Source organism: Dyella flagellata, from assembly GCF_030160275.1.
GTDB classification, from domain to species: domain Bacteria; phylum Pseudomonadota; class Gammaproteobacteria; order Xanthomonadales; family Rhodanobacteraceae; genus Dyella_B; species Dyella_B flagellata.
The window spans coordinates 34,538-60,653 of record NZ_BSOA01000008.1 but is presented as its reverse complement, the minus strand read 5'-3'; the positions used below and the strand labels follow the sequence as shown (position 1 = coordinate 60,653).

24 protein-coding genes and 1 tRNA gene are annotated in these 26,116 nt (G+C 63.0%); 7 read left to right on the top strand and 18 right to left on the bottom strand.

The window, feature by feature from the left end; translation table 11 throughout:
* From QQJ96_RS06045 to QQJ96_RS06035, 3 genes are all read right to left on the bottom strand, one after another.
* A partial coding sequence (locus tag QQJ96_RS06045) for an OmpA family protein (RefSeq protein ID WP_345782692.1) occupies positions 1-446 on the bottom strand: 446 nt, incomplete at its 3' end.
* 314 nt (positions 447-760) lie between these two features.
* A complete protein-coding gene (locus tag QQJ96_RS06040) occupies positions 761-1,903 on the bottom strand; it encodes an OmpA family protein (protein WP_284331066.1) in 1,143 nt (380 codons plus the stop codon).
* Between the two features lie 260 nt (positions 1,904-2,163).
* Positions 2,164-3,615 (bottom strand): bifunctional 2-methylcitrate dehydratase/aconitate hydratase, encoded by a 1,452-nt coding sequence (locus QQJ96_RS06035; RefSeq protein ID WP_284331065.1) that lies wholly within the window; start codon positions 3,613-3,615, stop codon positions 2,164-2,166.
* Positions 3,616-3,916: 301 nt separating this feature from the next.
* On the opposite strand from QQJ96_RS06035, the gene QQJ96_RS06030 reads away from it, so the two are divergent.
* Positions 3,917-4,585: a TerC family protein gene (locus tag QQJ96_RS06030; protein ID WP_284331064.1), complete on the top strand. Its 669-nt coding sequence runs from the start codon at positions 3,917-3,919 to the stop codon at positions 4,583-4,585.
* Positions 4,586-4,634: 49 nt separating this feature from the next.
* On the opposite strand, the gene prpC is transcribed toward QQJ96_RS06030, so the two are convergent.
* The 3 genes from prpC to QQJ96_RS06015 all read right to left on the bottom strand — a co-directional run bounded on the left by prpC (position 4,635) and on the right by QQJ96_RS06015 (position 7,872).
* The gene (gene prpC, locus QQJ96_RS06025) at positions 4,635-5,786 is read right to left on the bottom strand and encodes a bifunctional 2-methylcitrate synthase/citrate synthase (RefSeq protein ID WP_284331063.1); all 1,152 of its coding nucleotides are present in this window, start codon (positions 5,784-5,786) and stop codon (positions 4,635-4,637) included.
* A 65-nt stretch (positions 5,787-5,851) separates the two neighbouring features.
* Positions 5,852-6,739, bottom strand: a complete 888-nt coding sequence (prpB, locus tag QQJ96_RS06020) for a methylisocitrate lyase (RefSeq protein ID WP_284331062.1) — start codon at positions 6,737-6,739, stop codon at positions 5,852-5,854.
* A complete protein-coding gene (locus QQJ96_RS06015) occupies positions 6,736-7,872 on the bottom strand; it encodes a DUF2332 domain-containing protein (RefSeq protein WP_284331061.1) in 1,137 nt (378 codons plus the stop codon). Before QQJ96_RS06015 ends, prpB begins: the two co-directional genes overlap by 4 nt.
* An 85-nt stretch (positions 7,873-7,957) precedes the next feature.
* Here QQJ96_RS06015 and QQJ96_RS06010 point away from each other — a divergent pair, with 85 nt between their 5' ends.
* Positions 7,958-9,175: a citrate synthase gene (locus QQJ96_RS06010; protein WP_284331060.1), complete on the top strand. Its 1,218-nt coding sequence runs from the start codon at positions 7,958-7,960 to the stop codon at positions 9,173-9,175.
* On the opposite strand, the gene QQJ96_RS06005 is transcribed toward QQJ96_RS06010, so the two are convergent.
* The gene (locus tag QQJ96_RS06005; RefSeq protein WP_345782690.1) at positions 9,172-10,011 is read right to left on the bottom strand and encodes a class I SAM-dependent methyltransferase; all 840 of its coding nucleotides are present in this window, start codon (positions 10,009-10,011) and stop codon (positions 9,172-9,174) included. The two genes, QQJ96_RS06010 and QQJ96_RS06005, sit on opposite strands and share 4 nt — an antisense overlap.
* Positions 10,012-10,092: 81 nt before the next feature.
* Between QQJ96_RS06005 and QQJ96_RS06000 the strand changes: the two genes are divergently transcribed.
* Positions 10,093-10,521 carry a helix-turn-helix domain-containing protein gene (locus tag QQJ96_RS06000; protein ID WP_345782689.1) on the top strand — a complete coding sequence of 143 codons (429 nt, stop codon included), beginning with the start codon at positions 10,093-10,095 and terminating at the stop codon, positions 10,519-10,521.
* 11 nt (positions 10,522-10,532) lie between these two features.
* Here QQJ96_RS06000 and QQJ96_RS05995 read toward each other — a convergent pair whose 3' ends face one another.
* The 8 genes from QQJ96_RS05995 to QQJ96_RS05960 all read right to left on the bottom strand — a co-directional run bounded on the left by QQJ96_RS05995 (position 10,533) and on the right by QQJ96_RS05960 (position 17,522).
* Positions 10,533-10,991, bottom strand: a complete 459-nt coding sequence (locus QQJ96_RS05995) for a GNAT family N-acetyltransferase (protein ID WP_284331058.1) — start codon at positions 10,989-10,991, stop codon at positions 10,533-10,535.
* A 327-nt stretch (positions 10,992-11,318) separates the two neighbouring features.
* Positions 11,319-11,411 (bottom strand) — tRNA-Ser (locus QQJ96_RS05990).
* A gap of 81 nt (positions 11,412-11,492) precedes the next feature.
* Positions 11,493-11,699, bottom strand: a complete 207-nt coding sequence (gene csrA / locus QQJ96_RS05985; RefSeq protein WP_126686977.1) for a carbon storage regulator CsrA — start codon at positions 11,697-11,699, stop codon at positions 11,493-11,495.
* A gap of 269 nt (positions 11,700-11,968) precedes the next feature.
* The gene (gene alaS / locus QQJ96_RS05980) at positions 11,969-14,605 is read right to left on the bottom strand and encodes an alanine--tRNA ligase (protein ID WP_284331057.1); all 2,637 of its coding nucleotides are present in this window, start codon (positions 14,603-14,605) and stop codon (positions 11,969-11,971) included.
* A gap of 75 nt (positions 14,606-14,680) precedes the next feature.
* Positions 14,681-15,178, bottom strand: coding sequence for a regulatory protein RecX (locus tag QQJ96_RS05975; RefSeq protein WP_284331056.1), 498 nt, complete (start codon positions 15,176-15,178; stop codon positions 14,681-14,683).
* A 43-nt stretch (positions 15,179-15,221) separates the two neighbouring features.
* Complete coding sequence (locus QQJ96_RS05970) at positions 15,222-15,836, bottom strand: short chain dehydrogenase (RefSeq protein WP_345782693.1); 615 nt, start codon at positions 15,834-15,836, stop codon at positions 15,222-15,224.
* Between the two features lie 17 nt (positions 15,837-15,853).
* Positions 15,854-16,888, bottom strand: coding sequence for a recombinase RecA (gene recA, locus QQJ96_RS05965; RefSeq protein ID WP_284331054.1), 1,035 nt, complete (start codon positions 16,886-16,888; stop codon positions 15,854-15,856).
* A 127-nt stretch (positions 16,889-17,015) separates the two neighbouring features.
* Positions 17,016-17,522, bottom strand: coding sequence for a CinA family protein (locus QQJ96_RS05960; protein WP_455424384.1), 507 nt, complete (start codon positions 17,520-17,522; stop codon positions 17,016-17,018).
* Between the two features lie 248 nt (positions 17,523-17,770).
* Here QQJ96_RS05960 and mutS point away from each other — a divergent pair, with 248 nt between their 5' ends.
* Positions 17,771-20,368, top strand: a complete 2,598-nt coding sequence (gene mutS / locus QQJ96_RS05955) for a DNA mismatch repair protein MutS (protein WP_284331052.1) — start codon at positions 17,771-17,773, stop codon at positions 20,366-20,368.
* Between the two features lie 90 nt (positions 20,369-20,458).
* Here mutS and QQJ96_RS05950 read toward each other — a convergent pair whose 3' ends face one another.
* The gene (locus QQJ96_RS05950; RefSeq protein WP_284331051.1) at positions 20,459-21,097 is read right to left on the bottom strand and encodes a glutathione S-transferase family protein; all 639 of its coding nucleotides are present in this window, start codon (positions 21,095-21,097) and stop codon (positions 20,459-20,461) included.
* Positions 21,098-21,240: 143 nt separating this feature from the next.
* Here QQJ96_RS05950 and QQJ96_RS05945 point away from each other — a divergent pair, with 143 nt between their 5' ends.
* Complete coding sequence (locus QQJ96_RS05945; RefSeq protein WP_284331050.1) at positions 21,241-21,834, top strand: TetR/AcrR family transcriptional regulator; 594 nt, start codon at positions 21,241-21,243, stop codon at positions 21,832-21,834.
* Positions 21,835-22,009: 175 nt separating this feature from the next.
* Positions 22,010-24,235, top strand: a complete 2,226-nt coding sequence (gene katG / locus QQJ96_RS05940; RefSeq protein ID WP_284331049.1) for a catalase/peroxidase HPI — start codon at positions 22,010-22,012, stop codon at positions 24,233-24,235.
* 82 nt (positions 24,236-24,317) lie between these two features.
* Here katG and QQJ96_RS05935 read toward each other — a convergent pair whose 3' ends face one another.
* Together QQJ96_RS05935 and QQJ96_RS05930 are read right to left on the bottom strand one after the other, a co-directional pair.
* Positions 24,318-24,866, bottom strand: coding sequence for a response regulator (locus QQJ96_RS05935; RefSeq protein WP_284331048.1), 549 nt, complete (start codon positions 24,864-24,866; stop codon positions 24,318-24,320).
* Between the two features lie 101 nt (positions 24,867-24,967).
* Positions 24,968-25,372 (bottom strand): RNA-binding S4 domain-containing protein, encoded by a 405-nt coding sequence (locus QQJ96_RS05930; protein ID WP_284331047.1) that lies wholly within the window; start codon positions 25,370-25,372, stop codon positions 24,968-24,970.
* Between the two features lie 107 nt (positions 25,373-25,479).
* Here QQJ96_RS05930 and QQJ96_RS05925 point away from each other — a divergent pair, with 107 nt between their 5' ends.
* Entirely contained in the window at positions 25,480-26,091 is a 612-nt protein-coding gene (locus QQJ96_RS05925) for a trimeric intracellular cation channel family protein (protein ID WP_284331046.1), read from the top strand.
* Positions 26,092-26,116 lie beyond the last annotated feature (25 nt).

Here is a 26,116-nt window from a genome sequence, read left to right as displayed (position 1 = left end):
CAGTCGCGGCTGAGCGGGTTGTGGTGGTAGCTGCCCATCACGCCGCCCAGCAGGTACGGACGCCACGAGTTCGCATCACCGAAGTAGTAGCGTGCCGACACGCCGTAGTTGTTGCTCGACCAAGTGTTGCCCTGGCCAAACACGCGCGTATCCGCGCGGCGCTTGGTGCGGTCCACGAACAGTTCCACCGAAACATTCGGAGCCACGAACTTACCCACCGACAAGCCGTAGTAGATCTGGCGGCTGCGCGTGTTGCGATCGGTGTCGTTGTAGTAACCACCCACCGTCGGGGCGATGTACCAGCGGTCGTCAAAGCCGTTCGGCCAAACCGGCGCATTGCTGCTGGCCGTGCTGCTTGCTGCAGCCGCCGTGTTGTCCTGCGCGTGAGCGGCACCTACGCCGCCCAGGGCAAGAGCGATCAGAAAATACAGGCCCTTACGTTTCATCAGGTGTCTCCTCGATTATTGGTGTTCGCGTCCATTCCACCTCAGACGGAATCGCGCGGCAGAACTTTTTAGATTTTGGGGACTTAAGTTCGCTACCTTGCTTGGCGTCCCTAACCGCAAGCGCGGCAGAGTGTAGCAAAACCGTTAAGGGATACGCACGCCGGTCGTTCTTGGGGCATCCGGCACCGGTGAAGCTTTGTTCAGCTAGATAGCGCATGTTGCTTACCGTACGAATACAGTTGCCTGCTTTTCGCACCGCGTAAGAAAAAGCCCGGCCAATGCCGGGCTTTTCCAGGTTGCTTGCAAGGGTTCGCTTACTGCTGAACCTGCAGTTCGGTACGACGGTTGCGGGCGCGACCCTCGGCCGTCTTGTTGGTGTCGATCGGGTTGTCCATGCCGTGGCCGATCGGGCCTTCCAGACGGCTCGGATCGATGCCATGACCGGTCAGGTAGTCGTACACGATCTTCGCACGACGCTCCGACAGACCCTGGTTGTAGGCGGGCTTGCCCACGCTGTCGGTGTAACCGGCCACCATCACCTTCACCTGCGGATAGCGCTTGAGCGTATCCACTGCCTGGTCCAGGATCGCCAGCGAGTCGCTGCTCGGCACGGCCAGTGCCGGCTCGATGTTGGTCTCGCCCTTCTTCGGACGGTCGAACTTGAAGTTCACGCCCTTCAGGTCGATCACCACCTTCTGCGGGCAGCCATCCGGACCCACGATCGTGCCTTCCGGCAGATCCGGGCACTTGTTGTCGCACAGGTTCACGCCGTTGCGGAACTGCTTGGAGCAATCGGGCTGCGGCGGCGGGGGCGGCGCGGCGGCAGCGGCCGGGGCCGGCACGGCACCGATCTTCGCCACGATGCTGAAGCCCAGGAACCAGTCGCCATAACCGTTCTTCGACGGCTGGGTCTTGTCGTCCCAGTCATAGCGGTAGCCGGCTTCCACACGGAAGTCCGCACTGTCGGTGATCGACTTGGACACGCCCACGCCACCCTCGGCGGCCGGCGCCCAGTCGCGGCTGAGCGGGTTGTGGTGGTAGCTGCCCATCACGCCGCCCAGCAGGTACGGACGCCACGAGTTCGCATCACCGAAGTAGTAGCGTGCCGACACGCCGTAGTTGTTGCTCGACCAGGTGTTGCCCTGGCCAAACACGCGCGTATCCGCGCGGCGCTTGGTGCGGTCCACGAACAGTTCCACCGAAACATTCGGAGCCACGAACTTACCCACCGACAAGCCGTAGTAGATCTGGCGGCTGCGCGTGTTGCGATCGGTGTCGTTGTAGTAACCACCCACCGTCGGGGCGATGTACCAGCGGTCGTCAAAGCCGTTCGGCCAAACCGGCGCATTGCTGCTGGCCGTGCTGCTTGCTGCAGCCGCCGTGTTGTCCTGCGCGTGAGCGGCACCTACGCCGCCCAGGGCAAGAGCGATCAGAAAATACAGGCCCTTACGTTTCATCAGGTGTCTCCTCTTCTTAATGAATAGGGCATTCGTCCGCCAAGACAAATCGCTTCGTTACGCAACCCGTTGCGACAAACGACTCTGGTACTGGCCAACGCCCGGCGCGTGCGAGTTTAACAACTTTTAAACGAATTGCAAAATGATCGCTAACAGACTGTCACCCAACAGCCTGTCTGCCGTGCCCTGTGCGGACCCGGTCCGGCCCTGGCCGAACCGGGCTCTTGCCCCATCTTTAAGATTTTCTGCTCAGCGCGTCGTCACAGCGTGAAGAGGCCGAGGAAGGCCTGGATCGGCATGGCATCGAGCTTGGCCGGGTCGGCCGTGGCTTCGAGGATGGCCTTGACCTTGTGCGACGGCAGATGGCCACGCATGGCCGCCTCGAACTTCTTCAGGAGCACCGGAATGCCCTCGGCGCGGCGCTTGCGGTGGCCGATCGGGTAGTCGATGGACACCTTCTCGGAGCTGCTGCCGTCCTTGAAGAACACCTGCACGGAGTTGCCGATGTAGCGCTTCTCAGGATCGAAGTAGTCCTTGGTGAACTGCGGGTTTTCGGTCACCACCATCTTTTCGCGCAAGGCATCGATGCGCGGATCGGCGGCCACGTCGTCGTTGTAGTCGTCGGCGGTCAGGCGGCCGAAGATCAGCGGCACCGCCACCATGTACTGGATGCAGTGGTCGCGGTCGGCGTAGTTGGCCAGCGGGCCGGTCTTGTCGATGATGCGGCAACCGGCTTCCTGGGTCTCGATCACCACCTTTTCGATCTGGTCGAGCTTGCCGGCCACCTGCGCATGCAGCTGCATCGCGCACTCCACCGCGGTCTGCGCATGGAACTCGGCCGGGAAGCTGATCTTGAACAGCACGTTCTCCATCACATAGCTGCCAAACGGGCGCTCGAATTCGAACGACTTGCCCTTGAACGCTACGTCGTAATAGCCCCAGGTCTTGGCCGTGAGCGCGGACGGATAATCCACCACGCCGCGATACACCGCATTGATCGCGTGCGTCACCGCACGGCGGCAGGCGTCACCGGCTGCCCAGCTCTTGCGCGGACCGGCGTTCGGTGCGTGGCGATAGGTGCGCAGCGCACCGTTGTCGATCCAGCTGTGCGAGACGGCGGTAACGATTTGCTCCTTGCTGCCGCCCAGCATGGCGGTGGCGACCGCCGTGGAGGCCAGACGCACCAGGATGACATGATCCTGGCCGACGCGATTGAAGCTGTTGAGCAGCGCGTAGCAGCCCTGGATTTCGTGCGCCTTGATCGCATAGGTCAGCACGTCACGCACGGACAGCGCCTTGCCGCCTTCACTTCCGGCCTTGCGGCTGAGGTAATCGGCCACGGCGAGGATCGCACCCAGGTTGTCGGAGGGATGGCCCCACTCGGCCGCGAGCCAGGTGTCGTTGAAATCCAGCCAGCGGACCTGCGTGCCGATGGCGAACGCCGCCTGCACCGGGTCCAGCTCATGGCTGGTGCCCGGCACGCGCGCGCCGCCCGGCAGCGTGGCGCCCGGTACCACCGGCCCCAGGTGCTTCACGCATTCGGGAAACTTCATCGCCATCATCGCCGTAGCCAGCGAGTCCAGCAGCATGTAGCGCGCGGTGTCGTACGCCTCGGTGGAGTCGATCCGGTAGTCAGCCACGTAGTTGGCAATGTCGACCATCGGCTGATCGGGATCGGGACGCTTGGCGGAACGGATGTCGTGCGCGCTCATGGGGATCTCGCGGTAAGGGAAAAGCGCAATTGTAGCGGGGAACCACCAGCCGGACATGCTGCAGAGGCGCTGCATGTGCTTGACCTGCCCTACTGAGCCGCCGAGAATCGTCCGATCCACCCCAAAGGGGAGTAGTTCCGGATGCGGCCCGCCGCATCCGCGCGGCGATCGTCATCACGAGCGAAGCATCGCTCCGGGCGCCGTGACGGCCCAAGACCGAGAACGAGACTTTTGCGGTGATGACGGGGCCGGCGTGCGTCCCGTCGTCGCCGCTTGAGTCCCGCACGCCGAGGTTTTTGGCATGGCGCTCTCCCATCTGCTTTCCGATCTGCTCACGATCGTTCTGCTCGACCTGGTGCTGGCCGGCGACAACGCGATCGTGATCGCCCTGGCTGCACGCAACCTGCCTCGGACGATGCAAAAGCGCGCCGTGATCTGGGGCACGCTCGGCGCCATTGCCGTGCGCATCGTGCTCACCGTCATGGTGGTGTATCTGCTCGGACTGCCGGGCTTGATGCTGGCAGGCGGCCTGCTGTTGCTGCCGATCGCCTGGAACCTGCTCAAGCCCGGACATGACGCGCATGGCAACGTAGTCCCCGCGACCGGTTTCTGGTCGGCCTTGCGCAGCATCGTGCTCGCCGACGTCCTGATGGGCCTGGACAACGTGCTGGCGATCGCCGGCGCCGCGAAAGGACACCTGGGCCTGGTGGTGGCCGGCCTGTTGATCAGCATTCCGCTGGTGGTCTGGGGCTCCACCCTGATCCTGAGGACGATCGAACGGATTCCCGCCCTGATCTATGCCGGCGCCGCGGCCATCGCCTGGACTGCTGGCCGCATGATCAGCCATGAACCGCTATGGCGCACATGGTTCGACGTGCACGGCTGGATGAAGCATGTGCTGGAAATCGGCCTTACGCTGATCGTGTGCATGGCCGGCTACTTGCTCAACCGCCGCCGCGCCAAGCCATGAAAAAAGGGGCGCGAAGCCCCTCTTTTCATCGGGTAATGAACCCAGGCGATCAACGCTTCTCGATCGGCGTATAGGTACGATCTTCCGGGCCAATGTAATTGGCGCTCGGGCGAATGATCTTGCCGTCCTGGCGTTGCTCGATCACGTGCGCGCTCCAGCCGGAAGTGCGCGCGATCACGAACAGCGGCGTGAACATCGCCGTCGGCACGCCCATCATGTGGTAGGCGCTGGCCGAATACCAGTCGAGGTTCGGGAACATCTTCTTCAGCTCCCACATCAGCTTCTCGATCCGCTCCGACACCTCGAACAGGATCGGATTGCCGCCTTCCGTGCACAGCTTGCGCGAAATTTCCTTGATGATTTCGTTACGCGGATCGGACACGGTGTAAACCGGGTGACCGAAGCCGATGATGATTTCCTTGCGCTCCACGCGCGCGCGGATGTCCGCTTCCGCATCGGCGGCACTGCGATATCTCGCAATGATGTCCATCGCCACTTCATTCGCGCCGCCGTGCTTGGGGCCGCGCAGCGCGCCGATCGCGCCGGTGATGGCCGAGTACATGTCCGAGCCGGTGCCGGCGATCACGCGAGCGGTGAAGGTCGAGGCATTGAATTCGTGCTCGGCATACAGCACCAGCGAGCGATCCAGCGACTGGGCATGCAATTCGCTCGGCTTCTTGCCATGCAGCAGGTGCAGGAAGTGCGCGGCGATCGTTTCGTCCTCGGTTTCCGTTTCGATGCGCTTACCGTTGTGGCTGAAGTGGTACCAGTACAGCAGCATGGAACCGAAGCTCGCCATCAGGCGGTCGGCGATGTCGCATGCACCGGTGAGGTTGTGGTCTTCTTTTTCCGGCAACACGGTGCCCAGCACCGAGCAGCCGGTGCGCATCACGTCCATCGGATGCGTCGCCGCGGGCAGCAGTTCCAGCGCGCTCTTCACCGGCGCCGGCAAGCCGCGCAGGCGCTTCAGCTTGGCCTTGTAGGCATTCAACTCGGCCCAGTTCGGCAATACGCCGTGCACCAGCAGGTAGGCCACTTCTTCGAAGCAGCCCTTGGCCGCCAGGTCGTGGATGTCATAGCCGCGGTAGTGCAGGTCGTTGCCGCTACGGCCGACCGTGCACAGTGCGGTGTTGCCCGCCGCCACGCCCGACAGGGCAACGGATTTCTTCGGCTTGGGGGCGGTTGCGGATGGCTCGCTCATTGATAGTGCTCCAGGCTGCAAAACATCGATCGCAGCCGTGGGGAAACGGCCGCGGGGAACGTGAGTTATTTCTTGCCGGTAAACAGCGCATCGAGCTTGCGCTCGAAATCGTGATAGCCGATGCGGTCGTAGAGCTCTTCGCGCGTTTGCATCATGTCGATGACGTTGCGCTGATGACCGTCATGGCGAATGGCCTGATAAACCGTTTCGGCCGCCTTGTTCATGGCGCGGAACGCCGACAGCGGATACAAAACGATGCCCACGCCTGCGCTGCGCAATTCCTCGACACTGAACAACGGCGTGCTGCCGAATTCGGTGATGTTGGCGAGCACCGGTACCTTCACCGCCTCGGCAAAACGGCGATAGGTGGGAAGATCATAGGCAGCTTCGGCGAAGATGCCGTCCGCACCGGCTTCGACGCAGGCCAGTGCGCGTCCGATGGCCGCATCCACGCCTTCCACCGCAATGGCGTCGGTGCGGGCGATCAGAAAGAATTGGGAATCGGTCTTGGCATCCGCCGCCGCTTTCACGCGATCGGCCATTTCGCCCGCCGACACGATTTCCTTGCCCGGACGATGACCGCAGCGCTTGGCGCCCACCTGGTCTTCGATGTGGCAGGCGGCCGCGCCGAACTTGATCAGGCTTTTCACCGTGCGCGCGATATTGAACGCACTGGGGCCAAAGCCCGTGTCGATATCCACCATCAGCGGAAGGTCGCAGACATCGGTAATGCGACGCACATCGGTAAGCACGTCATCAAGCGTATTGATGCCCAGATCCGGCATACCTAGCGACCCGGCCGCCACGCCGCCACCGGACAGATAGATCGCGCGATAGCCAGCCCGCTTGGCGAGCAAGGCATGGTTGGCGTTGATGGCGCCAATCACCTGCAGGGGCTTTTCGGCGGCGAGCGCGGCGCGGAAGCGGCTGCCGGCGGAATCGAGCTGGGTCATCTTGGTTCTCCGAAACGGTTAATTGTAAGTGATGTAGGGAGGCGGCCATGTCGCGGCGCAGTAAGCGACAGCATTTCCTGCGCGCTGGCGTGCCAGAAGATTTCGCTGCCATGCGCCTGGGCATCGGCCAGATTGAGATTCTGCGGTCCCGGCCACAAGCTGAGCAGCAAGCGCGGATGACGCTGAAAATCGTCGATTTCCAGGCGCAGCCAGGCCAGCGGCGCGGCGGCAGTCGCAGTCTCCCCCGCTGCCTGCAGCAACGACTCCACCCGCCGCTGCGCGGCAGGTGCGAGATAGGTCCAGAAGATGGTGTGATAGATGACCGTGGCGGCGCCCACCGGTAACGGGGTGGCGAGCATGCGCTCCAACCATGCCACCGCATCCGCCTGCTCCACCTGCAACGGATCGCGCGCAGCCACCTCCATCGCAAGCTCCAGTTGTCGCAGGCGAGCGACCTGGTCTGCCCAGACATAGGCGCGCAAGCGTTGGCGTTGATCGGGATCGGCAAGATCCACTGGCGCCTGGTCGCAGGCCATTCGCTCGACCACCTCGACCGTGGCAAGCGGCGGCGTGGCGCCATGCCAGACGGGAGCCAACTCCAGCGGGCTGGCGGCATCGCCCAGCCACTGTCCGCCAAGCCGATAACGGTAACGATCCCAGTGCGCGTTCAAACCGGCGCTGGCGCCGAGTTCGAACAGGCGCAGGGACAGACCGGTATGCGCGGCGATGCTGGTGAATCCGCCGCACAACACGGCTGAGCGCCCTACTTCATTGGTTTGCGGTGGCGAAGCAAGGTAATCGGCCAAAGTTCGCGGGTACGCCCGCAACGCAGCCACAGCTGCCTGCCGAAGTGCGTCGTCGCTGTGTTCGCCGTCGCCGCCCGGATAATAGCGGGCCAGTTCCGGCGCAGCTCCGTTCAAGACCAAGGCGTGCAACGCGCCGGCGACGCGCAAGGGCAAGGCATCGGCGACCGGGTCGCCCTGCCACGAGGCAACTGAGTGCAAGGCCGGTTCCACTTCCCGCATGGCATGCCCTACCCCGCGCAAGACTCGCGCGGTGAGCGGCGAACCATGTTCATCGCAGTAATGCGCCTGCCTGGCAAAGGCTTCGCATACCGTCTCGAAAGTGGCCATGAAAGCGCCAGGCAATCCGGGGACGCCACTGTGTCACGGCAAAACATATTGATCAATCTTGACTGGAAGGATCAATATATTATCCATGGACACCGACTACCTGCCCGCCTACGACGCCGCCGGTCGGCTTGGCGTAACCGTTGCCACGCTGTATGCCTATGTCAGTCGTGGCCACATCGACTCCCGCCTCGGTCCCGACGGCCGCACTCGCGAATACAGCGCCAGCGACATCCAGAAGATGATTGATCGCAAGCGGGCAGGACGTGGCGCCGCCCAGGGCGCCGCGCACAGCCTGGCCTGGGGGCTGCCGGTGATGGAAACGCGTATTTCGCTGATCCGTCCACGTGGGCATTACTATCGCGGCAAATCCGCGCTTGCCCTGGCAAGCAGTGGCGCAACCCTGGAGGAAACGGCACGCCTGCTGTGGGATTGCGGCCAGCACGATCCGTTTGCCGCCAATTCGCCGCGGCGGTGGCCGCAAGCCGTTACGCTGCTGCTGCGCCAGACCGAAATACCGCCACTGGAACGAACGATCTCCGTTTTGCCTTTGCTTGCGCTCGCGGCGACTCACGCACATAGCACCGATCCGCAACATCGACGCCAGGATGCTGCCCTGCTGCTGCGTGAAAGCGCGGCACTGCTATGCGCCACGCAACCGAGTGCCGATCCCATCCATCAGGTCATGGCCGCAAGTTGGCGCAAGCACGATACAGGCTTGCCCGAACTGGTTCGCTACGCGCTGGTGTTGTGCGCGGATCACGAACTGAATGCCTCCTCGTTCGCCACGCGCGTCGCCGCTTCCACCGGCGCCAGCCTGCACGCGGCCGCATGCGCAGGACTGGTAACCCTTTCGGGCCCTCACCATGGCGGAGCCGTCGCCCGGGCCCACGCCTTCATCCAGGACTTGCTGCGTGAGCGCGAGCCGGAAGAGCGCGTGCGCGAGCGTCTGCGCCGCGGCGAAACGCTGCCCGGCTTCGGACATCCGCTTTACAACGAGGGCGATCCGCGCGCCAGAGTTTTGCTGCAGGCATTGCTAGCCGCACGACCGCGTCCCGCCAAGCTGCCCGCGGTCGTGCGCTTGATCGAAACCGTGCAGTTGCAATGCGGTCGGCGTCCCAACCTGGATCTGGCGCTGGCGACCATTGCATCGGCCTATGAGCTGAGCGCCGACGTCGCCCTCGCCATGTTCGCAGCCGGACGCATGGCCGGCTGGCTAGCGCATGCGCTGGAGCAGCAGGAAGACGGCAGCCTGATCCGGCCTCGCGCCAGCTATGTGGGGCGCACGCCTCAACGTGAGAGCTAATACCGCTTAGCGTTGACCAGCCAGCAGGCTGCCGTGTAGCGGACTTCTGGCCCGTGTACGTAAGGATCGAAGGCGGCACGAACCGTCGCGATGACTTGGCCGCGCGTCACCTCATCCACCTCTTGCAGCACCGAGCCAACCGGACCCAGGCGCGTGAAATAACCAACCAGCGCGTGTTCCGGCAGCACGCATTCGACGTCAAGCGATTGGATATCGACATCCACCCAACCGCTTTGCTGCAGGATGTCGGAAATGCGCTGTCGGTCGGCGAAGGAAAACTGACCTGGCGCATCCTGCCGCCGTGGCGGAAGTTTAGGCAGCAAGGGAGCCGCGGCACGCTCGGCCGTGGTCATGAAAGGATTTTCCGCTGCACTACGCCAGGCGATGAAACGTAGCCGTGCTCCTTGGCGCGCCGCGCTGCGCAGGTTGGTGAAAGCGGTGGCCGGCTGGTCGAAAAACATCACGCCAAAGCGCGAGACGATCAGATCGAAGCTTGCCGGATCAAAGACGTGGCGTTGCGCATCAGCACATTGGAAACTTGCAAACGTGCCTTCCCGATTGGCACGCGCTCGCGCCACCTCGAGCATCGGCGCTGATATATCCACGCCCATGCAGTATCCCTTAGTGCCAAGCCGGCGTGCCAGCGCCAGCGTTGTGCTGCCGGTGCCACAGCCTACGTCGAGCACGCGTTGTCCCAATTCGGGCCGAACTGCCCTGACGAGCTGTTCCTCGAACGGCTGAAACATGCCATCCAACAAAGCCTGTGCCTCGATCCAGGCGCGTCCGCTGCGGCCATTCCAAAGCGTTGCCTGTTCGTTATCAAGGGACGAAGTCATGCTCATGGTCGTGTTTCCGGGTTGGCTGGTGCAAAACGGGAGCTAAACTTTGCCACTTCAAGTTCACTTGAGGTCAAGCGGATGCAATACCTGGACATTGCCGAAGTGGTGCAGCGCTCGGGCGTTCCCGCTTCCACGCTACGCTTCTATGAGGAGAAAGGCCTGATTAGCTCGGTAGGCCGACACGGCTTGCGCCGTTTGTTTGATGCCGGGGTGCTCGAACGCCTGGCGTTGATCGCATTGGGACGGGCCGCAGGCTTCTCGCTCGATGAGGTGGCCAAGGTATTCACCCCGCGAGGACGGCCGCGCATCGATCGACAAATGCTGGCGGACAAAGCTACTGAACTGGACAACACCATCCGTCGACTCGTCGCCATGCGCGACGGGCTACGCCATGCCGCCGCCTGCCCTGCGGCAAGCCATATGGAATGCCCTACTTTCCGGCGCCTGTTGGGCGCTGCGGCCAGCGGCGCGATCGGCAAGCGCGGCAAGAAGACTTTAGCGCGTTGATCCATCGACGCTTAATCGTCGGCAACGTCCATGGCCATCAAGCGATAGTCCGAATCCCTGAAGCCGGCTCGTTGATACGCGTGGATCGCAGGCATGTTCCCCTTGTGAACGTACAGCCTCAGCTCCAATGCATGCTGCTCGCTTGCGCATTGGCGCACGGCTAGCAGAAGATGCCTCATTAGCCCCCGACCACGATGGTCCGGTTCAAGATACATGCTCTGGATCCACCAGTAATAACCGGCGTGCCAATCGCTCCATTCGCGCACGATCGAGACATGGCCGATCACATCGCCACCGTGTTCAAGCACCCAATACATGGCGACGCTCTCATCGAGAAGCGCAGTACGAATGCCGGCGTCGACTTTTGCATGATCCTTCTGGGCGCCTTCCGCTTCACCGGCTTCGGCGAGCGTAAAAGCCACCAGTCGCTCCAGATCGGCAAGTTCGGCTCGGCGTGTGGTATGGCTCATGGCTGCCCTCGACAATTGGAAGTCTGACGCTACTGCCAACTCATTGGGCCGAATAGGTGGATCACAGCAGCGCGCCAGCCAACGGCGTTCAATTTGATGCTGAACCGATCTCTCCGCCACCCTTAAAAGTGCCCGCAAGGGCGTTTTTCGGTGCGCAGAGAGAGGGATTGTTCGGTCCATCCTTGGACCGAACCCGCCGCGCGCGGCGGGCCAGCCTGCGGCTGTCCAAATTTGTTCCTGACAAATTTGTCGAACCGTAAGGGTTCTCTTCAAGCCTCTCTCTCCGCCACCCATAAAAAAACGCCCGCAAGGGCGTTTTTTTATGGGTGGCGGAGAGAGAGGGATTCGAACCCTCGATAAGGCTTTTGACCCTATACTCCCTTAGCAGGGGAGCCCCTTCGGCCTCTCGGGCATCTCTCCATATTTTTTCCCCGTGAACTCACAAAGCACTCACGGGAGCCGGAAAGGATACCGGCCGATGCCCCTCAGGTAAAGAGGGAATCAACGTCCGCCCGACTCGCCCGTGGCGCCGCCGTCGTTTTCGTTTTCGCCCTTGATGCGCTGGTAGATCTCTTCACGGTGCACAGCCACGTTCTTGGGCGCATTGATGCCAATGCGAACCTGGTTGCCTTTTACGCCCAGAACGGTAACGGTCACCTCGTCGCCGATCATCAGGGTTTCACCGACCCTGCGGGTCAGAATCAACATAGCTGCTACTCCATTTAATGCTTGTGGTTACAGGCCATCTGCATGTTGCTGCCTCACCCCTGAGCACATCACCACACAGTTCTGACGTTAGCGTCCGTCAAAGGCCTTACCGCCTTCCCCGGCTCCAAACACCGAATTGCTTAGAGAAGCAACCCGGCACTTACAGCGCCACCCCAATCAGCGACACCGATATCTGACCGATACTAGCCGAGCGTCCGCGTTGGGTGCAATCTATACAGATTCTTGACAGCGGGTCCATACGCAGCGCATCAACTGGCCAATTGCTTGCCGATCCAGGCCACTGTACCCGTCAAGATGTCAGGTAATTGTGGTTTGTCCATGCCGCCACCTTGCGCCATGTCCGGACGGCCACCGCCTTTTCCATCGATCTGATTGGCCACGTGCGCGACTACGTCGCCGGCCTTGACGCGGCCGGCCGCCTTGCCGTTCACGCCGGCAACCAGCGAAACACGCCCCTGGGCAGCACCTGCCAGCACCACTACGCAATCGGTGAGCTGCTGTTTCAATTGATCGACGCCATCGCGCAAGGCCTTCGCATCGAGCCCTTCCAGACGCGCCGCCACGACCTTGATGCCATCGATGTCATGCGCGGACTGGACGAGATTGCCGGTCATGCTGCCGGCGGCCTTGGCGCGCAGCGAATCCAGTTCGCGTTCCAGCTTCTTCTGGCGATCGAGCAGCTGGCGCAACTTCTCGGTGACATCATCGCCGGTGCTGGAAAGCAGCTGCGACAACTCGTTCAGGCGGCGCTCCTCTTCGGCGACATACGCCAGCGCACCATCGCCGGTGACTGCCTCGATGCGGCGCACGCCGGAGGCCACGCCTGCTTCGCTAACGATCTTGAACAGGCCGATATCGCCCGTGCGGCCCACGTGGGTGCCGCCGCACAGCTCGGTGGAGAAATCGCCCATCTTCAGCACGCGCACTTCGTCGCCGTATTTCTCGCCAAATAGCGCCATGGCGCCGAAGGTGATCGCATCGTCATAAGCCATGTGGCGCACTTCGGCTTCCACGTTGCGACGTACTTCGGTGTTCACCAGCGCCTCGATCCTGGCCAGTTCCTCGCGGGCGACCGGCTTGAAGTGGGAGAAGTCGAAGCGCAGCCGGTCGGGCGCCACCAGCGAGCCCTTCTGGCTGACGTGGGAGCCAAGCACCTTGCGCAATGCTGCATGCAGCAAGTGCGTGGCGGAGTGATTGAGCACCGTAGCCTGGCGGCGCGTGGGGTCGACGGCGGCATCCACCGTGTCGCCCGTACGCAGGGGTTGTTGGCCATGCCAGCGGCCGGCGTGGCCAAAAAACACGCCGCCCATCTTGATGGTGTCGCCAACCTCGAAGCGGCCCGCGCTGTTGGACAACGTGCCGGTGTCGCCGACCTGGCCGCCGGATTCGGCGTAAAACGGCGTTTGATCCAGGATCACCAGGCCCTCCTCGCCTTCGGCGAGCTGCCCGAGCTGCTTGCCGCCCTGCACGATGCCGACCACCTTGCCGGCACGGCCGGAAAGCGCCTCGTAGCCCAGGAAGGCGGTAGGTGCGAGCTGGCTGGCGAGTTCGGCGGGCATCTGGCCCTTGGCGGTGAAACGGCTGCCTTCGCGGCTGAGTTCCTGCTGCGCCTTCATGGCCTGTTCGAAGCCTGCCAGGTCTACCGACAGGCCACGCTCGCGCGCAATATCGGCAGTCAGGTCCAAGGGGAAGCCATAGGTGTCATACAGGCGGAAGGCGTCTTCGCCCGGAATGGTTTTTTCCGACTTGGCGGCCACCTCGTTGAACACACGCATGCCGTGTTCCAGCGTTTCGCCGAAGCGCCGCTCTTCGGTGCGCAACGCGTCTTCCACGAAGGCTTGCTTGGCCGCAAGCTCCGGATACGCCTCACCCATTTCCTCGACCAGCGGCTGCACCATTTTCCAGAAGAAATCGCCACGCACACCGAGCATCCAGCCATGCCGCAAGGCACGGCGGATGATCCGGCGCAGCACGTAGCCGCGCCCTTCGTTGGAAGGCAGCACGCCGTCGACGATCAGGAACGAGCAGGCGCGAATGTGATCGGCGATCACACGCAGCGACTTGTTGGCCAGATCCGGCGTATGGGTGAGTTCCGCCGCCACCTTGATCAGGTGCTGGAACAGATCGATCTCATAGTTGGAATGCACGTGCTGCAGGACGGCGGCCAGGCGCTCCAGGCCCATGCCGGTATCCACGCACGGCGCCGGCAGCGGCGACAGCGTGCCGTCCGGCGCACGATCGAACTGCATGAACACCAGGTTCCAGATCTCGATGTAGCGGTCGCCGTCCTCATCGGGCGAACCTGGAGGGCCACCTGCCACCTCCGGGCCGTGGTCGTAGAAGATTTCCGAGCATGGACCGCAGGGACCGGTGTCGGCCATCTGCCAGAAGTTGTCGGAAGCGTACGGCGCGCCTTTGTTGTCGCCGATACGCACGATGCGCTCGGCCGGCACGCCGATTTCCTTGGACCAGATGCCGTAGGCTTCGTCGTCCGTGTGATAGACGGTCACCCACAGCTTATCCGGCGGCAGTTTCAACACACCGGTCAACAGTTCCCAGGCGTAGCTGATCGCGTCGCGCTTGAAGTAATCGCCGAACGACCAATTGCCCAGCATCTCGAAGAAGGTGTGGTGGCGCGCGGTGTAGCCGACCGAATCCAGGTCGTTGTGCTTGCCGCCGGCACGCAGGCAGCGCTGCACATCGGCCACGCGGGCGTAGGGCAGCTTCTCGCTGCCTAGAAACACATTCTTGAACTGCACCATGCCCGAGTTGGTGAACAACAAGGTCGGGTCGCTGGCCGGCACCAGCGAGCTGGAGGGCACGATGGTGTGGTCCTTGGCGCGAAAATAATCGAGAAAAGCGGAGCGGATGTCGGCGGTTTTCATGGAGTTCGGGACAAAGCAGCGAAAAAGGGCGCGACACGAAGACGCCACCGGCCCCTCGCCCGGCCCGTGGGGGCCTCAGGGGTTTTCGTCGGCGGCATCGTCCACATCGGCGTGAGTGACATCCCGTACTGTGGCGGCGGGAAAGCCGCGACGCAAGAGGAACTGCGCACGGCGAGCCCGTTCGGCGGGGTCCGCGCTGCCTTGGGCGCCATAGCGGCGACGCAGTTGGGCGGCGGCAGATTCGGCCCAATCGATCTCAGCGGCATCGAGCAGGCTGCGAATGCGCGCGTCCGACAAACCGTGGCTTTTCAGCTCCGCCCGCAGGCGCATGGGGCCATAACCCTGGGCTGAGCGATTGCGGATCAGGGTCTCGGCAAAGCGCTCATCGTCCTGATAATGCTGCTCGCCCAGACGGTCGAGCGCGTCACTGGCTTCGTCGCGGGCGTAACCGCCACGGTTCAGTTTCTGCTGCAGCTCTTTGCGCGAGTGTTCGCGGCGCGCAAGCAAGCCCAGCGCCTTGCCGTAGGCGCTGGGCTTGGATTTGGCATCGGGATCGTCACTGCGCTTCTTCATGGCGATGCGAGCGATCAACCCCTCCCGAGGGAGGGGAAATCCATCAGTACACCTTGTACACCTGCCCGGTCTGCGCCCCTTCCACGCTGCGGCTGAAGGCCATGGCCGCACGTGCAGCGCTGACCGGCTCGAAGCCACGGAAGAACGGCGCATACCCCGGCATCGACTCGGTGAGCACGTTGGGACTCACCACGTTGATGCGCAGGCCGCGAGGCAGTTCGATCGCCGCGGCACGCGCAAAGGCCTCCACCGCGCCATTGACTAGGCTTGCGGAACTGCCCGCCACGATCGGCTGCTCGGAAAGGATGCCGGTAGTGAGGGTGATCGAGCCGCCGTCACGCAAATGATCGCGCGCGGCCAGGGCCAGGTTCACCTGCCCCATCAACTTGTCGGCGAGGCCCTGCGTGTGCAGCGATTCGCCATAGGGCGCGGGCTTGAAGTCCGCCAGCGGCGCGAACGTGACATTGCCTGCCGCACTGATCACTGCATCCAGCTCGCCCGCCTGTTGCAGGGCGTTCTGGATGCTGGCGACGTCGGTGAGGTCGATACGAAGGCCGCCGGAACTGCGTCCGGCAGCGATCACTTCGTGGCGAGGCTTGAGTTCCGCCTCCACCGCGCGTCCCAAGGTGCCCGAGGCACCGACCAGCAAAATTCTCAAGCGCCGCTCCGCCATGCTCAAGCTTCCTCCACCGCTTCCTCGGAAGTGGCGGTGGCGCCACCACCTCCCACCAGCAGGCGCGCGCGCAATTCGCGGTCGACCTCGTTGGCGATGGCCGGGTTGTCGCGCAGGAACTGGCGCACGTTCTCCTTGCCCTGGCCGATGCGGTCGCCCTTGTAGCTGTACCAGGCGCCGGATTTTTCGATCAGGTTCTGCGCCACGCCCAGCTCGATGATCTCGCCTTCGCGCGAGCTGCCCTCGCCATAGAGTATTTCGAACTCCGCCTGGCGGAACGGTGGCGCCACCTTGTTTTTCACCACCTTCACGCGCGTTTCGGAGCCGATCACTTCCTCGCCCTTTTTCACCGCGCCGATACGGCGAATGTCCAGGCGCACGGAGGCGTAGAACTTCAATGCGTTGCCGCCGGTGGTGGTTTCGGGGTTGCCGAACATCACGCCGATCTTCATGCGGATCTGGTTGATGAAGATCACCAGGCAATTGGATTTCTTGATGTTGGCGGTGAGCTTGCGCAGCGCCTGGCTCATCAGGCGGGCATGCAGGCCGACGTGGGAGTCGCCCATTTCGCCTTCGATTTCCGCCTTGGGCGTAAGCGCGGCGACGGAGTCGACCACCACCACCTCCACGGCGCCGGAACGCACCAGCATGTCGGCGATTTCCAGCGCCTGCTCGCCGGTATCGGGCTGCGAAACCAGCAGGTCATCGATGTTTACGCCCAGCTTCTGCGCGTAGATGGGATCGAGCGCATGCTCGGCGTCGACGAAGGCCGCCGTGCCACCGTTCTTCTGGCAATTGGCGATCACCTGCAGGGTGAGCGTGGTTTTACCGGAGGATTCCGGGCCGTAGATCTCGATCACGCGGCCGCGCGGCAAGCCGCCGACACCCAGGGCGATATCCAGGCCCAGCGAACCGGTGGAGATGGTCTCGATGCTGTCGTCGGTACGATCGCCCAGGCGCATCACCGCGCCCTTGCCGAATTGCTTCTCGATCTGGCCGAGGGCCGAAGCGAGCGCTTTGCGCTTGTTGTCATCCATCGTCTTGATTCCGCTGTTCGAAAGTGGTCGTGGGGAGCATGATGCCGCGTGTTTGTCTCACGGGCTGGGATGCAGGCCTTGGAGTATCCCACATCGGTCCAGTGCCGGAAGGCTGGTCAATAGCTACTCAGACCGTCAGCATCTGCAGCACGCCTTCGAGGGCTGCCGCCACCGTCTGCCGTCGCACGGCTTCGCGGTCGCCAGTGAAATGGAACAGCTGGGCGCGCGCTTCGCTACCTCGGCGCCGCCAAGCAATCCATACCGTGCCGACCGGCTTTTCCGGCGTACCGCCGGCAGGCCCGGCAATGCCCGTGACTGCCACTGCCACCCCGGCATGCAGGCGCTCCAGTGCACCGGAAACCATTTCGAGGGCGGTCGCCTCACTGACTGCACCGGCACGCTCCAAGGTTTCCCGCCGCACGCCCAGCAGCGACATCTTGGCCTCATTGCTATAGCTGACCACGCCGGCTTCGAACCAGGCGGAACTGCCGGACAGGTCGGTGAGCGCCTTGGCGATCCAGCCGCCGGTGCAGGATTCGGCGCTAGCCAGCATCAACCCGTGCTGCTGCGCCACGGTGGCGACGCGGGTGGCCAGCGCGGCCAGCGCGGCATCAGTGAGTAGGGACGAGAGCATCATGGCGTCAATGGCTTTACCAGGGCGGGGAAGCCGCATTGTTTCCAAGATGATGGCCCGGTTCCAAGTCCCCGCGGGACTGCGGCAGCCACGTCGAATGCTCAGCCCGCTCGATACAGCCCGCTTCGGGCAGCGCGGGCGAACTGGCCGCCAGCGCGTCCTGCGCTCAACATCCCCGGGGGAACCCGCTAAAGTTATGCGCTTTTCCCCGGCGTCGAAACACCTGCCGCCCGCTATCGACCCTGGACATGCGCACCGATCAATCCCCGAAGATGGCCGACAACAGCTCCGACCACACCCCTTTCATGCGCCAGTACCTGGCTGCCAAGGCCGCGCATCCGGATGTGCTGCTGTTCTTCCGCATGGGCGATTTCTACGAATTGTTCTATGAAGACGCGCGCAAGGCAGCGCGACTGCTGGACATCACGCTCACGCAGCGCGGCCAATCCGCGGGGCAGCCGATTCCGATGGCGGGTGTGCCGTATCACGCGGCGGAGAATTACCTGGCCAAGCTGGTGCGGCTGGGCGAATCAGTGGCGATCTGCGAGCAGATCGGTGATCCGGCGCTGTCCAAAGGGCCAGTGGAACGCAAGGTGGTGCGCATCGTCACGCCGGGCACGGTGACGGATGCCGCGCTGCTGGAAGAGCGTCGCGACAACCTGCTGCTGGCGATCGCCGCCGGCGCGCATGGCAGTTATGGCCTGGCCTGGGTGGATCTTTCCAGCGGCCGCTTCCTGCTCAGCGAAGTACCGGGCGCGGAAGCGCTGGCGGCGGAACTGGCGCGCCTACAGCCGGCCGAAACGCTGGTCGGCGAAGACGTGGCGTGGCCGAAACTGGTCAGCGCCCTGCCCGGCCTGCGCAAACGCCCGCCGTGGCATTTCGACAGCGACGCCGCACGGCGCGAACTGAATCGCTTCTTCCGCACGCGTGACCTGGGCGGTTTCGGCGTCGACCACATGCCGCTGGCCATCGCCGCCGCCGGCTGCCTGCTCGGCTATGTGGAAGAAACGCAGAAGAGCGCCCTGCCGCATCTTTCCGGCATGGCGGTGGAAAGCGCGAGTGAAACGATTGCACTGGATGCCGCCACGCGCCGCAATCTAGAACTGGATACCCACCCCAGCGGAAGAGTCGAACACACCTTGCTTGGCGTGCTCGATGAAACCGTCACGCCGATGGGCGCACGCCTGATGCGCCGCTGGCTCAATCGTCCGCTGCGTTCGCGCGATACGCTGCGACGCCGGCATCAAGCCATCGCCGCGTTGATCGAAACTCGCCGGCATGAAACCCTGCGCGAACAATTGCGCGGCATCGGCGACCTGGAACGCATTCTTGCCCGCGTAGCGTTGCGCTCGGCACGTCCGCGCGATCTTTCCACCCTACGCGATGGCTTGTCCGCTGCGCCGGTATTGCGCGAAACGATCGCCAGCCTGGACAGCCCGCTATTGCACGCCCTGGTGGAAGGTATTGGCGACCACGCCGCCATCGCAGAATTGCTCAAGCGCGCCGTTGTCGAACAACCGCCCGTGTTGCTGCGCGACGGCGGCGTCATCGCCGATGGCTATGACGCGGAGCTGGACGAGCTGCGCCGGCTTGCCACGCATGCAGATCAGTACCTGGTCGAACTGGAAGAGCGCGAAAAAGCCGCCAGCGGCATCCCGACGCTGAAGGTCGGCTACAACCGCGTACACGGCTACTACATCGAAATCACCAAGGCGCAAGCGGACAAGGCGCCCACGCATTACACGCGCCGGCAAACCACCAAGAACGCCGAACGCTACATCACCGAAGAACTGAAAACCTTCGAAGACAAGGTGCTGTCCGCCAAGGAACGCTCGCTGATGCGCGAGCGCGCGCTCTACGAGGCGCTGCTGGACACGCTCACCGCACAGCTGGAGCCACTCAAGCATGCCGCCGCCTCCATGGCCGAACTGGACGTGCTGTGCACGCTGGCCGAACGCGCGCAGGCGCTGGACTGGAGCGCCCCCGAACTCACCGATGAGCCGGGTCTGAAGATCGAGCGCGGCCGCCATCCGGTGGTGGAGAAAGTACGTCAGGAGCCGTTCGAGCCAAACGACCTGGTGCTGAATGAGCAGCGCCGCATGCTGGTGATCACCGGCCCGAACATGGGCGGTAAATCCACCTACATGCGCCAGAACGCGCTGATCGTGCTACTCGCGCATATCGGCAGCTATGTGCCGGCTTCGCGTGCGCTGATCGGTCCGATCGATCGCATCTTCACCCGCATTGGCGCCGGGGATGATCTGTCGCGCGGGCAATCCACCTTCATGGTGGAAATGAGCGAAACCGCCAATATCCTGCATAACGCCACGCCGCATAGCCTAGTGCTGATGGACGAGGTGGGCCGCGGCACCAGCACCTATGATGGCCTGGCCCTGGCCCGTGCCGCAGCGGTGCACCTGGCTGCAAACAGCAAGGCTTACACGCTGTTCGCCACGCACTATTTCGAGCTGACGGAGCTGGCGTCCGAAATCCCGAGCATCGCCAATGTGCATCTGGATGCCGTCGAATACGGCGACCAGCTGGTCTTCATGCACGCCGTGAAGGAAGGGCCTGCCAATCGCAGCTTCGGCCTGCAGGTAGCCGCCCTGGCTGGCTTGCCCAAGGCGGTGATTGCCGATGCACGCAAAACGCTGGCGGAACTCGAAAACGGCATGCACGCACAGGCCGCCAAGCCCTCGCCATTACCCGACGCATCACCACAATTGGGTCTGTTCGCACCGCCCGAACCTTCCGCCGCGGAGCGCGCGCTCAAGGAAGTCGATCCCGACGCACTGACGCCACGCGAAGCGCTGGACGTGCTGTACCGGCTAAAAGCCCTGCTATAAACGTAGGCTGGGATGACAATCCCAGCATCACGATGCGGCATGCAGGGCAATGCGGGGATTGCCTGCCATCCCCGCCTACGCGGAGTGCTTTCAGGCTGCAGCAGGCAGCGGCTCAGGGAAGGGATCACGCCATGCCGGCAACGCCATCAGCCGCTCGTGCCAGCGTGCGATGTTGGCGAAGCCTTCAATCGGCAAACGCGCCTCATTAGCCCAGGGCAGCAGCCCCCCGACGCCGAAGTCGGCAATGCTCAGCTTCTCGCCTGCCAGATACGTATGCTGGGCCAGATGGTTGTCGAGCACGGTGGCAAAGCGCTTGTAGAAGCCGTTGGCTTCCTCCACGGCAGCCTGAGTAGGCTCGTCCCGGCCGAATATCAACGGCTTGATGTGATGTTCGAAATAAAGCGTGCCGCCGTGACGCGCGAAATGACTGAGATCCCACGACAGCCAACGCAGTACTTCGACCTGGCGAACGGCCTCGGCAGGCCACAGTTCAGAGCCCGCCTTTACCGCCAAGTGGGCCATGATCGCGGTGCTCTCCCATAGGTGCAAATCACCGTCCACCAGTAGCGGCACCTTGCCGTTGGGATTGAGCGCCAGAAATTCCGGCGTCCGTTGCTCGCCTTGGGCCAGGTCCACCCGGATGTAGTCCACCGGCGAGCCGAGGTATTTCGCCACCGCACATGTCTTGCGCGGATTCATGGTGTGTGCGTAATACAGCTTCATGGTCATGATCGATGCCTCCTTGGGTGTGGGGAAAACCAACCGAACACCGCGGAGTTTGGCAGCGACCTATATATGTTCAAGAACATATTTTGCTTTCCGAGTAGGCTTTCTCCTGCCCTTTCCCGCAGCGGCCCCGCTCGCCCGCCACCATGCCCTTTACCGCCGAACACAAACAGAAAACCCGCCAACGCATCGTCGAGTGCGCCCGCGAACTGTTCAATCGCCGCGGTTTCAACGACGTCTCCATCGACGAGATCATGCAGCGCGCCGGCCTCACCCGCGGTGGCTTCTACAACCACTTCAAGGCCAAGGAAGAGCTGTATGCCGAAGCGGTTTCCCTCTACATGCATTTCGACCCCTCCCAGCACTGGGAAGGGGTAAGGTTCGATCCCACTTGCAGCGAAACGATCGGACGCCAGATGGTGGAAGCCTACCTTTCGGCCGCTCACTTGCAGGACGTCGAAGGTCATTGCCCGCTGATTGCGTTGCCGGCCGATGCGGCGCGTGCGGGACCGGGCGTCCAAAGAGCTTATCGATGCCTGGTGGAGAACATGGCTCAGCTGCTGGCCAGCGGCATGGATGATGAAGAAGGCTGCAAAGCGCGCGATCGCGGCCTGGCGGTTACCGCTCTTTGCGTGGGCGGCATGGTGCTGGCACGCACCGTCGACGATCCTGCCTTTGCCGAAGAATTGCGGTGCGCGGCACGCGCTTTGGCGTTGGAACTGATCGGCGCAGCCGGCTGATTGTCATCAGGGTGACGCTGCGCAACCGCAACCATCTGCGCGCGATGGCGCCTTATCCATAGTCCACACCTATGAAATACATCAGAAGAATTAAATTCAACGAAGGAATGCCTCCGCGTAGATTGGACAGGTCAGCTGACGCCAGACCACCCTTCCCATCGAAAGGATCTCCGCCATGAGCCAAGACCTCGACATCGCGACGCCTCTCCCCGAGGCAACCGAGTCCAACGCATCGAAGTGCCCGTTCAAGCATTCCTCCAGTGGCCCCGCCAACCGCGACTGGTGGCCAAACCAGCTGAACCTGAAGATCCTGCACCAGCATTCAACCCGCTCCAATCCTATGGGCGGGGGTTTCAACTACGCCGAAGCGTTCAAGAGCCTCGACCTCAACGCCTTGAAGAAAGATCTGCATGCGTTGATGACCGACTCCCAGGACTGGTGGCCGGCGGACTTCGGGCACTACGGTCCCTTGTTCATCCGTATGGCCTGGCATAGCGCCGGCACGTATCGCATCGGGGATGGCCGCGGCGGCGCCGGCGCCGGCCAACAGCGCTTCGCGCCGCTCAACAGCTGGCCCGACAACGTCAACCTGGACAAGGCGCGCCGGCTGCTGTGGCCGATCAAGCAGAAGTATGGGCGAAACATTTCCTGGGCCGACCTGATGATCCTGGCCGGCAACGTCGCGCTGGAATCGATGGGCTTCAAGGTCTTCGGCTTCGGAGGCGGCCGTGAGGATGTGTGGGAGCCGGAAGAAGATGTCTATTGGGGCGCCGAGACCAGTTGGCTGGGCGGCGACCGGCGCTACAGCGGTGAACGGGATCTGGAAAACCCGCTCGCTGCCGTGCAGATGGGCCTGATCTACGTCAACCCCGAAGGTCCGGAAGGCCATCCCGATCCGCTGGCGGCTGCCAAGGATATCCGCGAGACCTTCGGCCGCATGGCGATGAACGACGAAGAAACCGTCGCCTTGATCGCCGGTGGCCATACCTTTGGCAAAACCCATGGCGCCGGCCCGGCGACCCATGTAGGTGCCGAACCGGAAGCAGCCGGCCTCGAGGAACAAGGCCTGGGCTGGAAGAGCAGCTTTGGCAGCGGCATGGGCGGCGATGCCATCGGCAGCGGCCTGGAAGTCACCTGGACCAGCTCGCCGACGAAGTGGAGCAACAACTTCTTCTGGAACCTGTTCGGCTACGAGTGGGAGCTGACCAAGAGCCCGGCCGGTGCGCATCAATGGACGCCCAAGGGCGGCGCCGGTGCCGGCACGGTGCCGGATGCGCATGACAGCTCGAAGCGTCATGCACCCTCCATGCTGACCACCGATCTCGCTCTGCGCTTCGATCCGGCGTACGAAAAAATTTCGCGCCACTTCCTTGAGCATCCGGATGAATTCGCCGACGCCTTCGCCCGTGCGTGGTTCAAGCTTACCCATCGCGACATGGGGCCGCGCGCACGCTATCTAGGACCGGAAGTTCCGGCCGAAGAGCTGCTCTGGCAAGACCCCGTGCCTGCCATCGACCATCCTCTGATCGACGAACAGGATGTGGTGACGCTAAAAGCCTCGCTGCTCGCTTCGGGCCTTTCCATCGCCGAACTGGTTTCGACCGCGTGGGCGTCAGCTTCCACTTTCCGCGGTTCCGACAAGCGCGGTGGCGCCAACGGCGCACGCATTCGCCTCGCTCCGCAGAAGGATTGGGCGGTCAACCAGCCGGAGCAACTGGCGAAAGTTCTCAAGACACTCGAAGGTGCCCAGCAGGCGTTCAACAACGTGCAATCCGGCGGCAAGAAGGTGTCTCTCGCCGACCTGATCGTGCTCGGCGGTTGTGCGGCTGTCGAGCAGGCCGCAAAGAACGCTGGTGTCGAGGTAACGGTTCCCTTCACCCCGGGGCGGACGGATGCCTCGCAAGCGCAGACCGATGTGGTGTCCTTCGCCGTCCTCGAACCGGTTGCGGATGGTTTCCGCAACTATCTCAAGGGCCGCTACGCCATTGCGGCCGAAGCACTCTTGGTCGACAAGGCGCAATTGCTGACGCTGAGCGCGCCGGAGATGACCACGCTGATTGGCGGCATGCGCGTACTAGGTACCAACGTGGGGCACACCAAGCATGGTGTCTTCACCCAGCGACCGGGTGTGTTGAGCAACGATTTCTTCGTGAATCTGCTCGACATGGGCACCACATGGAAGGCCGTCTCCGAAGCCCAGGACATCTTTGAAGGACGCGACCGCAAGACCGGCGCAGTCAAATGGACCGGCACGCGTGTCGATCTTGTGTTCGGCTCGAACTCCCAGTTGCGTGCACTGGCGGAGGTCTATGCAAGCGCGGATGCGCAGGGGAAGTTCGTGCGCGACTTCGTGGCGGCCTGGAACAAGGTGATGAACCTGGATCGCTACGATCTGGCGTAAGCGCAAGCATCGTCGGCTGGGATTCTCCCAGCCGACAAAAAAAGCGCCGCAGCGCCTTACGCTGCGGCGTTTCCGTCTGAAGTCAGGCCGCCATGCCCGAGAGCGGGCTACCCAGCTCTTCGTAAGGCGTGACCGTGGCGGCGGTAAAGGCGGGTGTCGGTGCCCGTGCAGGCAAGCGCCCGGCACGTACCAGTTGATCGATGGATTGCTGTACGTCGCGCTGTCCGAACGGCTTCCTGATGAAATCGTCGGCTCCGAAGCGTTGCACGTAGAACTGCTCGGTAGCTTGCTGGTTGCCGCTGATCATCACGATCGGGATGTGCCGGGTGAGTGGATCGTGGCGCAAGGCACGCAGCACGGCGAAGCCGTTGATGCCCGGCAATACGATATCCAGAAAGATCAGTTCCGGCTGCTCGGCCTTGGCCAGCTCAAGGGCGCTTTCGCCGTCGACGGCCTTTTGCACCGCGTAGCCTTCCTGGCCGAGCATCTTGCCGAGCACGGCGCGAATGGTCGGCGAGTCATCCACCACCAGCGTACGCATGCCAGGCGCTGCCTGCACGAGATGCCTTGACTGCGTACTTTCCGGCCCCTGGCTACCCAGCAGGCGCTTGAAGAAATCGATACCGCTCATTGGAGCCCCCTGTATCACCTTGCGCGGCAACCTCTCCTGGGTTGCCTGCATTTACGACAAGATCATTACGCAGATGGGCGCGGATTTCTGAGATGTGCTGCTCAGGGAAAATCCTTAAGCCGTCGCAATTCTCGACGTTGCTGCTTGTTGGGACGGGTGGCAGGACGACTTAAACCCGCTCCGCTCAGGCGCCGCGACTCGCGGGCCTGCTCGCGGGCAAGGCGGCTGGCCTCGGTTTCGCGATAAAGCGTTTGCGCCACGCTCGCCGGTCCACGCTGCTCGCCAAGCGCCAGGATTTCCAGCTCCAGCCGTTCTTCGCCACGCGTCAGGCGCAGCCTGTCGCCCACGTGCAAGGCCTTGGAAGGTTTGCAACCGGCACCGTTCACGTCGACCTTGCCACCCTCCATCGCCTGCTTGGCCAGGCTGCGTGTCTTGTACATGCGCGCGGCCCATAGCCAGACATCGGCGCGGACTTCGCTAAGTATTTCATCAGGTGCGTGTTTCATTGGGCATGTAAGCGCGTAGGCTGGGATGGCAATCCCGGCATCGGGATGCGCGATGGAAAGCTGGGATTATCATCCCAGCCTACGCGCAATCTGCTTAGGGAATCCAGATGCTGCTTTATCTGTTGGATCTGATCGGAGTGGCCGTGTTTGCGGTCAGCGGAGTGCTCGTAGCTGCACACTCCGGCCTGGATCTGCTCGGCGGCTTGGCATTGGCGGCATTAACTGCCATCGGCGGCGGCACCCTGCGCGACCTGCTGCTCGATCGCCATCCGATCTTCTGGGTGCGGGATACGCGCTATCTCTTGGTGATTGTGCTCGCCGCTGCGCTGTCCATGCTCTACCTCAGCTTCCTTCCGCCGCCTGGCCACGGCTTTCTGATTGCCGATGCATTGGGATTGGCGCTGTTTGCCATCAGCGGCGCACAGATCGCCGAAGCACAGGGATTGTCGCCGTTGATCGCGGTATTGATGGGCACCATGACCGGCACGGCCGGAGGCATGCTGCGTGACGTGATGAGTGCGCGCGTGCCGTTGATCTTTCAGCAAGATCTTTACGCCACGGCCGCGATCGCGGGCATCGTGGCATACCTGACTTTGCAGAAGCTGGGCCTGCCGCGCGGCATTGCCGTAAGTGCGGGCGTGGCAGTGATCCTTTTGATGCGTTTGCTGGCCGTGGTATGGGGCGCGCACTTGCCTCGCCTACACCTCATCGCAACGTAATCCCAATGGCCGTCATTCCCGCGAA

Bases quoted from the DNA above. Each gene is read 5' to 3' on its own strand.
- QQJ96_RS06040 (WP_284331066.1), bottom strand. From the start codon at position 1,903: ATGAAACGTAAGGGCCTGTATTTTCTGATCGCTCTTGCCCTGGGCGGC.
- QQJ96_RS06035 (WP_284331065.1), bottom strand. From the start codon at position 3,615: ATGAGCGCGCACGACATCCGTTCCGCCAAGCGTCCCGATCCCGATCAG.
- QQJ96_RS06030 (WP_284331064.1), top strand. From the start codon at position 3,917: ATGGCGCTCTCCCATCTGCTTTCCGATCTGCTCACGATCGTTCTGCTC.
- prpC (WP_284331063.1), bottom strand. From the start codon at position 5,786: ATGAGCGAGCCATCCGCAACCGCCCCCAAGCCGAAGAAATCCGTTGCC.
- prpB (WP_284331062.1), bottom strand. From the start codon at position 6,739: ATGACCCAGCTCGATTCCGCCGGCAGCCGCTTCCGCGCCGCGCTCGCC.
- QQJ96_RS06015 (WP_284331061.1), bottom strand. From the start codon at position 7,872: ATGGCCACTTTCGAGACGGTATGCGAAGCCTTTGCCAGGCAGGCGCAT.
- QQJ96_RS06010 (WP_284331060.1), top strand. From the start codon at position 7,958: ATGGACACCGACTACCTGCCCGCCTACGACGCCGCCGGTCGGCTTGGC.
- QQJ96_RS06005 (WP_345782690.1), bottom strand. From the start codon at position 10,011: ATGACTTCGTCCCTTGATAACGAACAGGCAACGCTTTGGAATGGCCGC.
- QQJ96_RS06000 (WP_345782689.1), top strand. From the start codon at position 10,093: ATGCAATACCTGGACATTGCCGAAGTGGTGCAGCGCTCGGGCGTTCCC.
- QQJ96_RS05995 (WP_284331058.1), bottom strand. From the start codon at position 10,991: ATGAGCCATACCACACGCCGAGCCGAACTTGCCGATCTGGAGCGACTG.
- csrA (WP_126686977.1), bottom strand. From the start codon at position 11,699: ATGTTGATTCTGACCCGCAGGGTCGGTGAAACCCTGATGATCGGCGAC.
- alaS (WP_284331057.1), bottom strand. From the start codon at position 14,605: ATGAAAACCGCCGACATCCGCTCCGCTTTTCTCGATTATTTTCGCGCC.
- QQJ96_RS05975 (WP_284331056.1), bottom strand. From the start codon at position 15,178: ATGAAGAAGCGCAGTGACGATCCCGATGCCAAATCCAAGCCCAGCGCC.
- recA (WP_284331054.1), bottom strand. From the start codon at position 16,888: ATGGATGACAACAAGCGCAAAGCGCTCGCTTCGGCCCTCGGCCAGATC.
- QQJ96_RS05960 (WP_455424384.1), bottom strand. From the start codon at position 17,522: ATGCTCTCGTCCCTACTCACTGATGCCGCGCTGGCCGCGCTGGCCACC.
- mutS (WP_284331052.1), top strand. From the start codon at position 17,771: ATGCGCACCGATCAATCCCCGAAGATGGCCGACAACAGCTCCGACCAC.
- QQJ96_RS05950 (WP_284331051.1), bottom strand. From the start codon at position 21,097: ATGACCATGAAGCTGTATTACGCACACACCATGAATCCGCGCAAGACA.
- QQJ96_RS05945 (WP_284331050.1), top strand. From the start codon at position 21,241: ATGCCCTTTACCGCCGAACACAAACAGAAAACCCGCCAACGCATCGTC.
- katG (WP_284331049.1), top strand. From the start codon at position 22,010: ATGAGCCAAGACCTCGACATCGCGACGCCTCTCCCCGAGGCAACCGAG.
- QQJ96_RS05935 (WP_284331048.1), bottom strand. From the start codon at position 24,866: ATGAGCGGTATCGATTTCTTCAAGCGCCTGCTGGGTAGCCAGGGGCCG.
- QQJ96_RS05930 (WP_284331047.1), bottom strand. From the start codon at position 25,372: ATGAAACACGCACCTGATGAAATACTTAGCGAAGTCCGCGCCGATGTC.
- QQJ96_RS05925 (WP_284331046.1), top strand. From the start codon at position 25,480: ATGCTGCTTTATCTGTTGGATCTGATCGGAGTGGCCGTGTTTGCGGTC.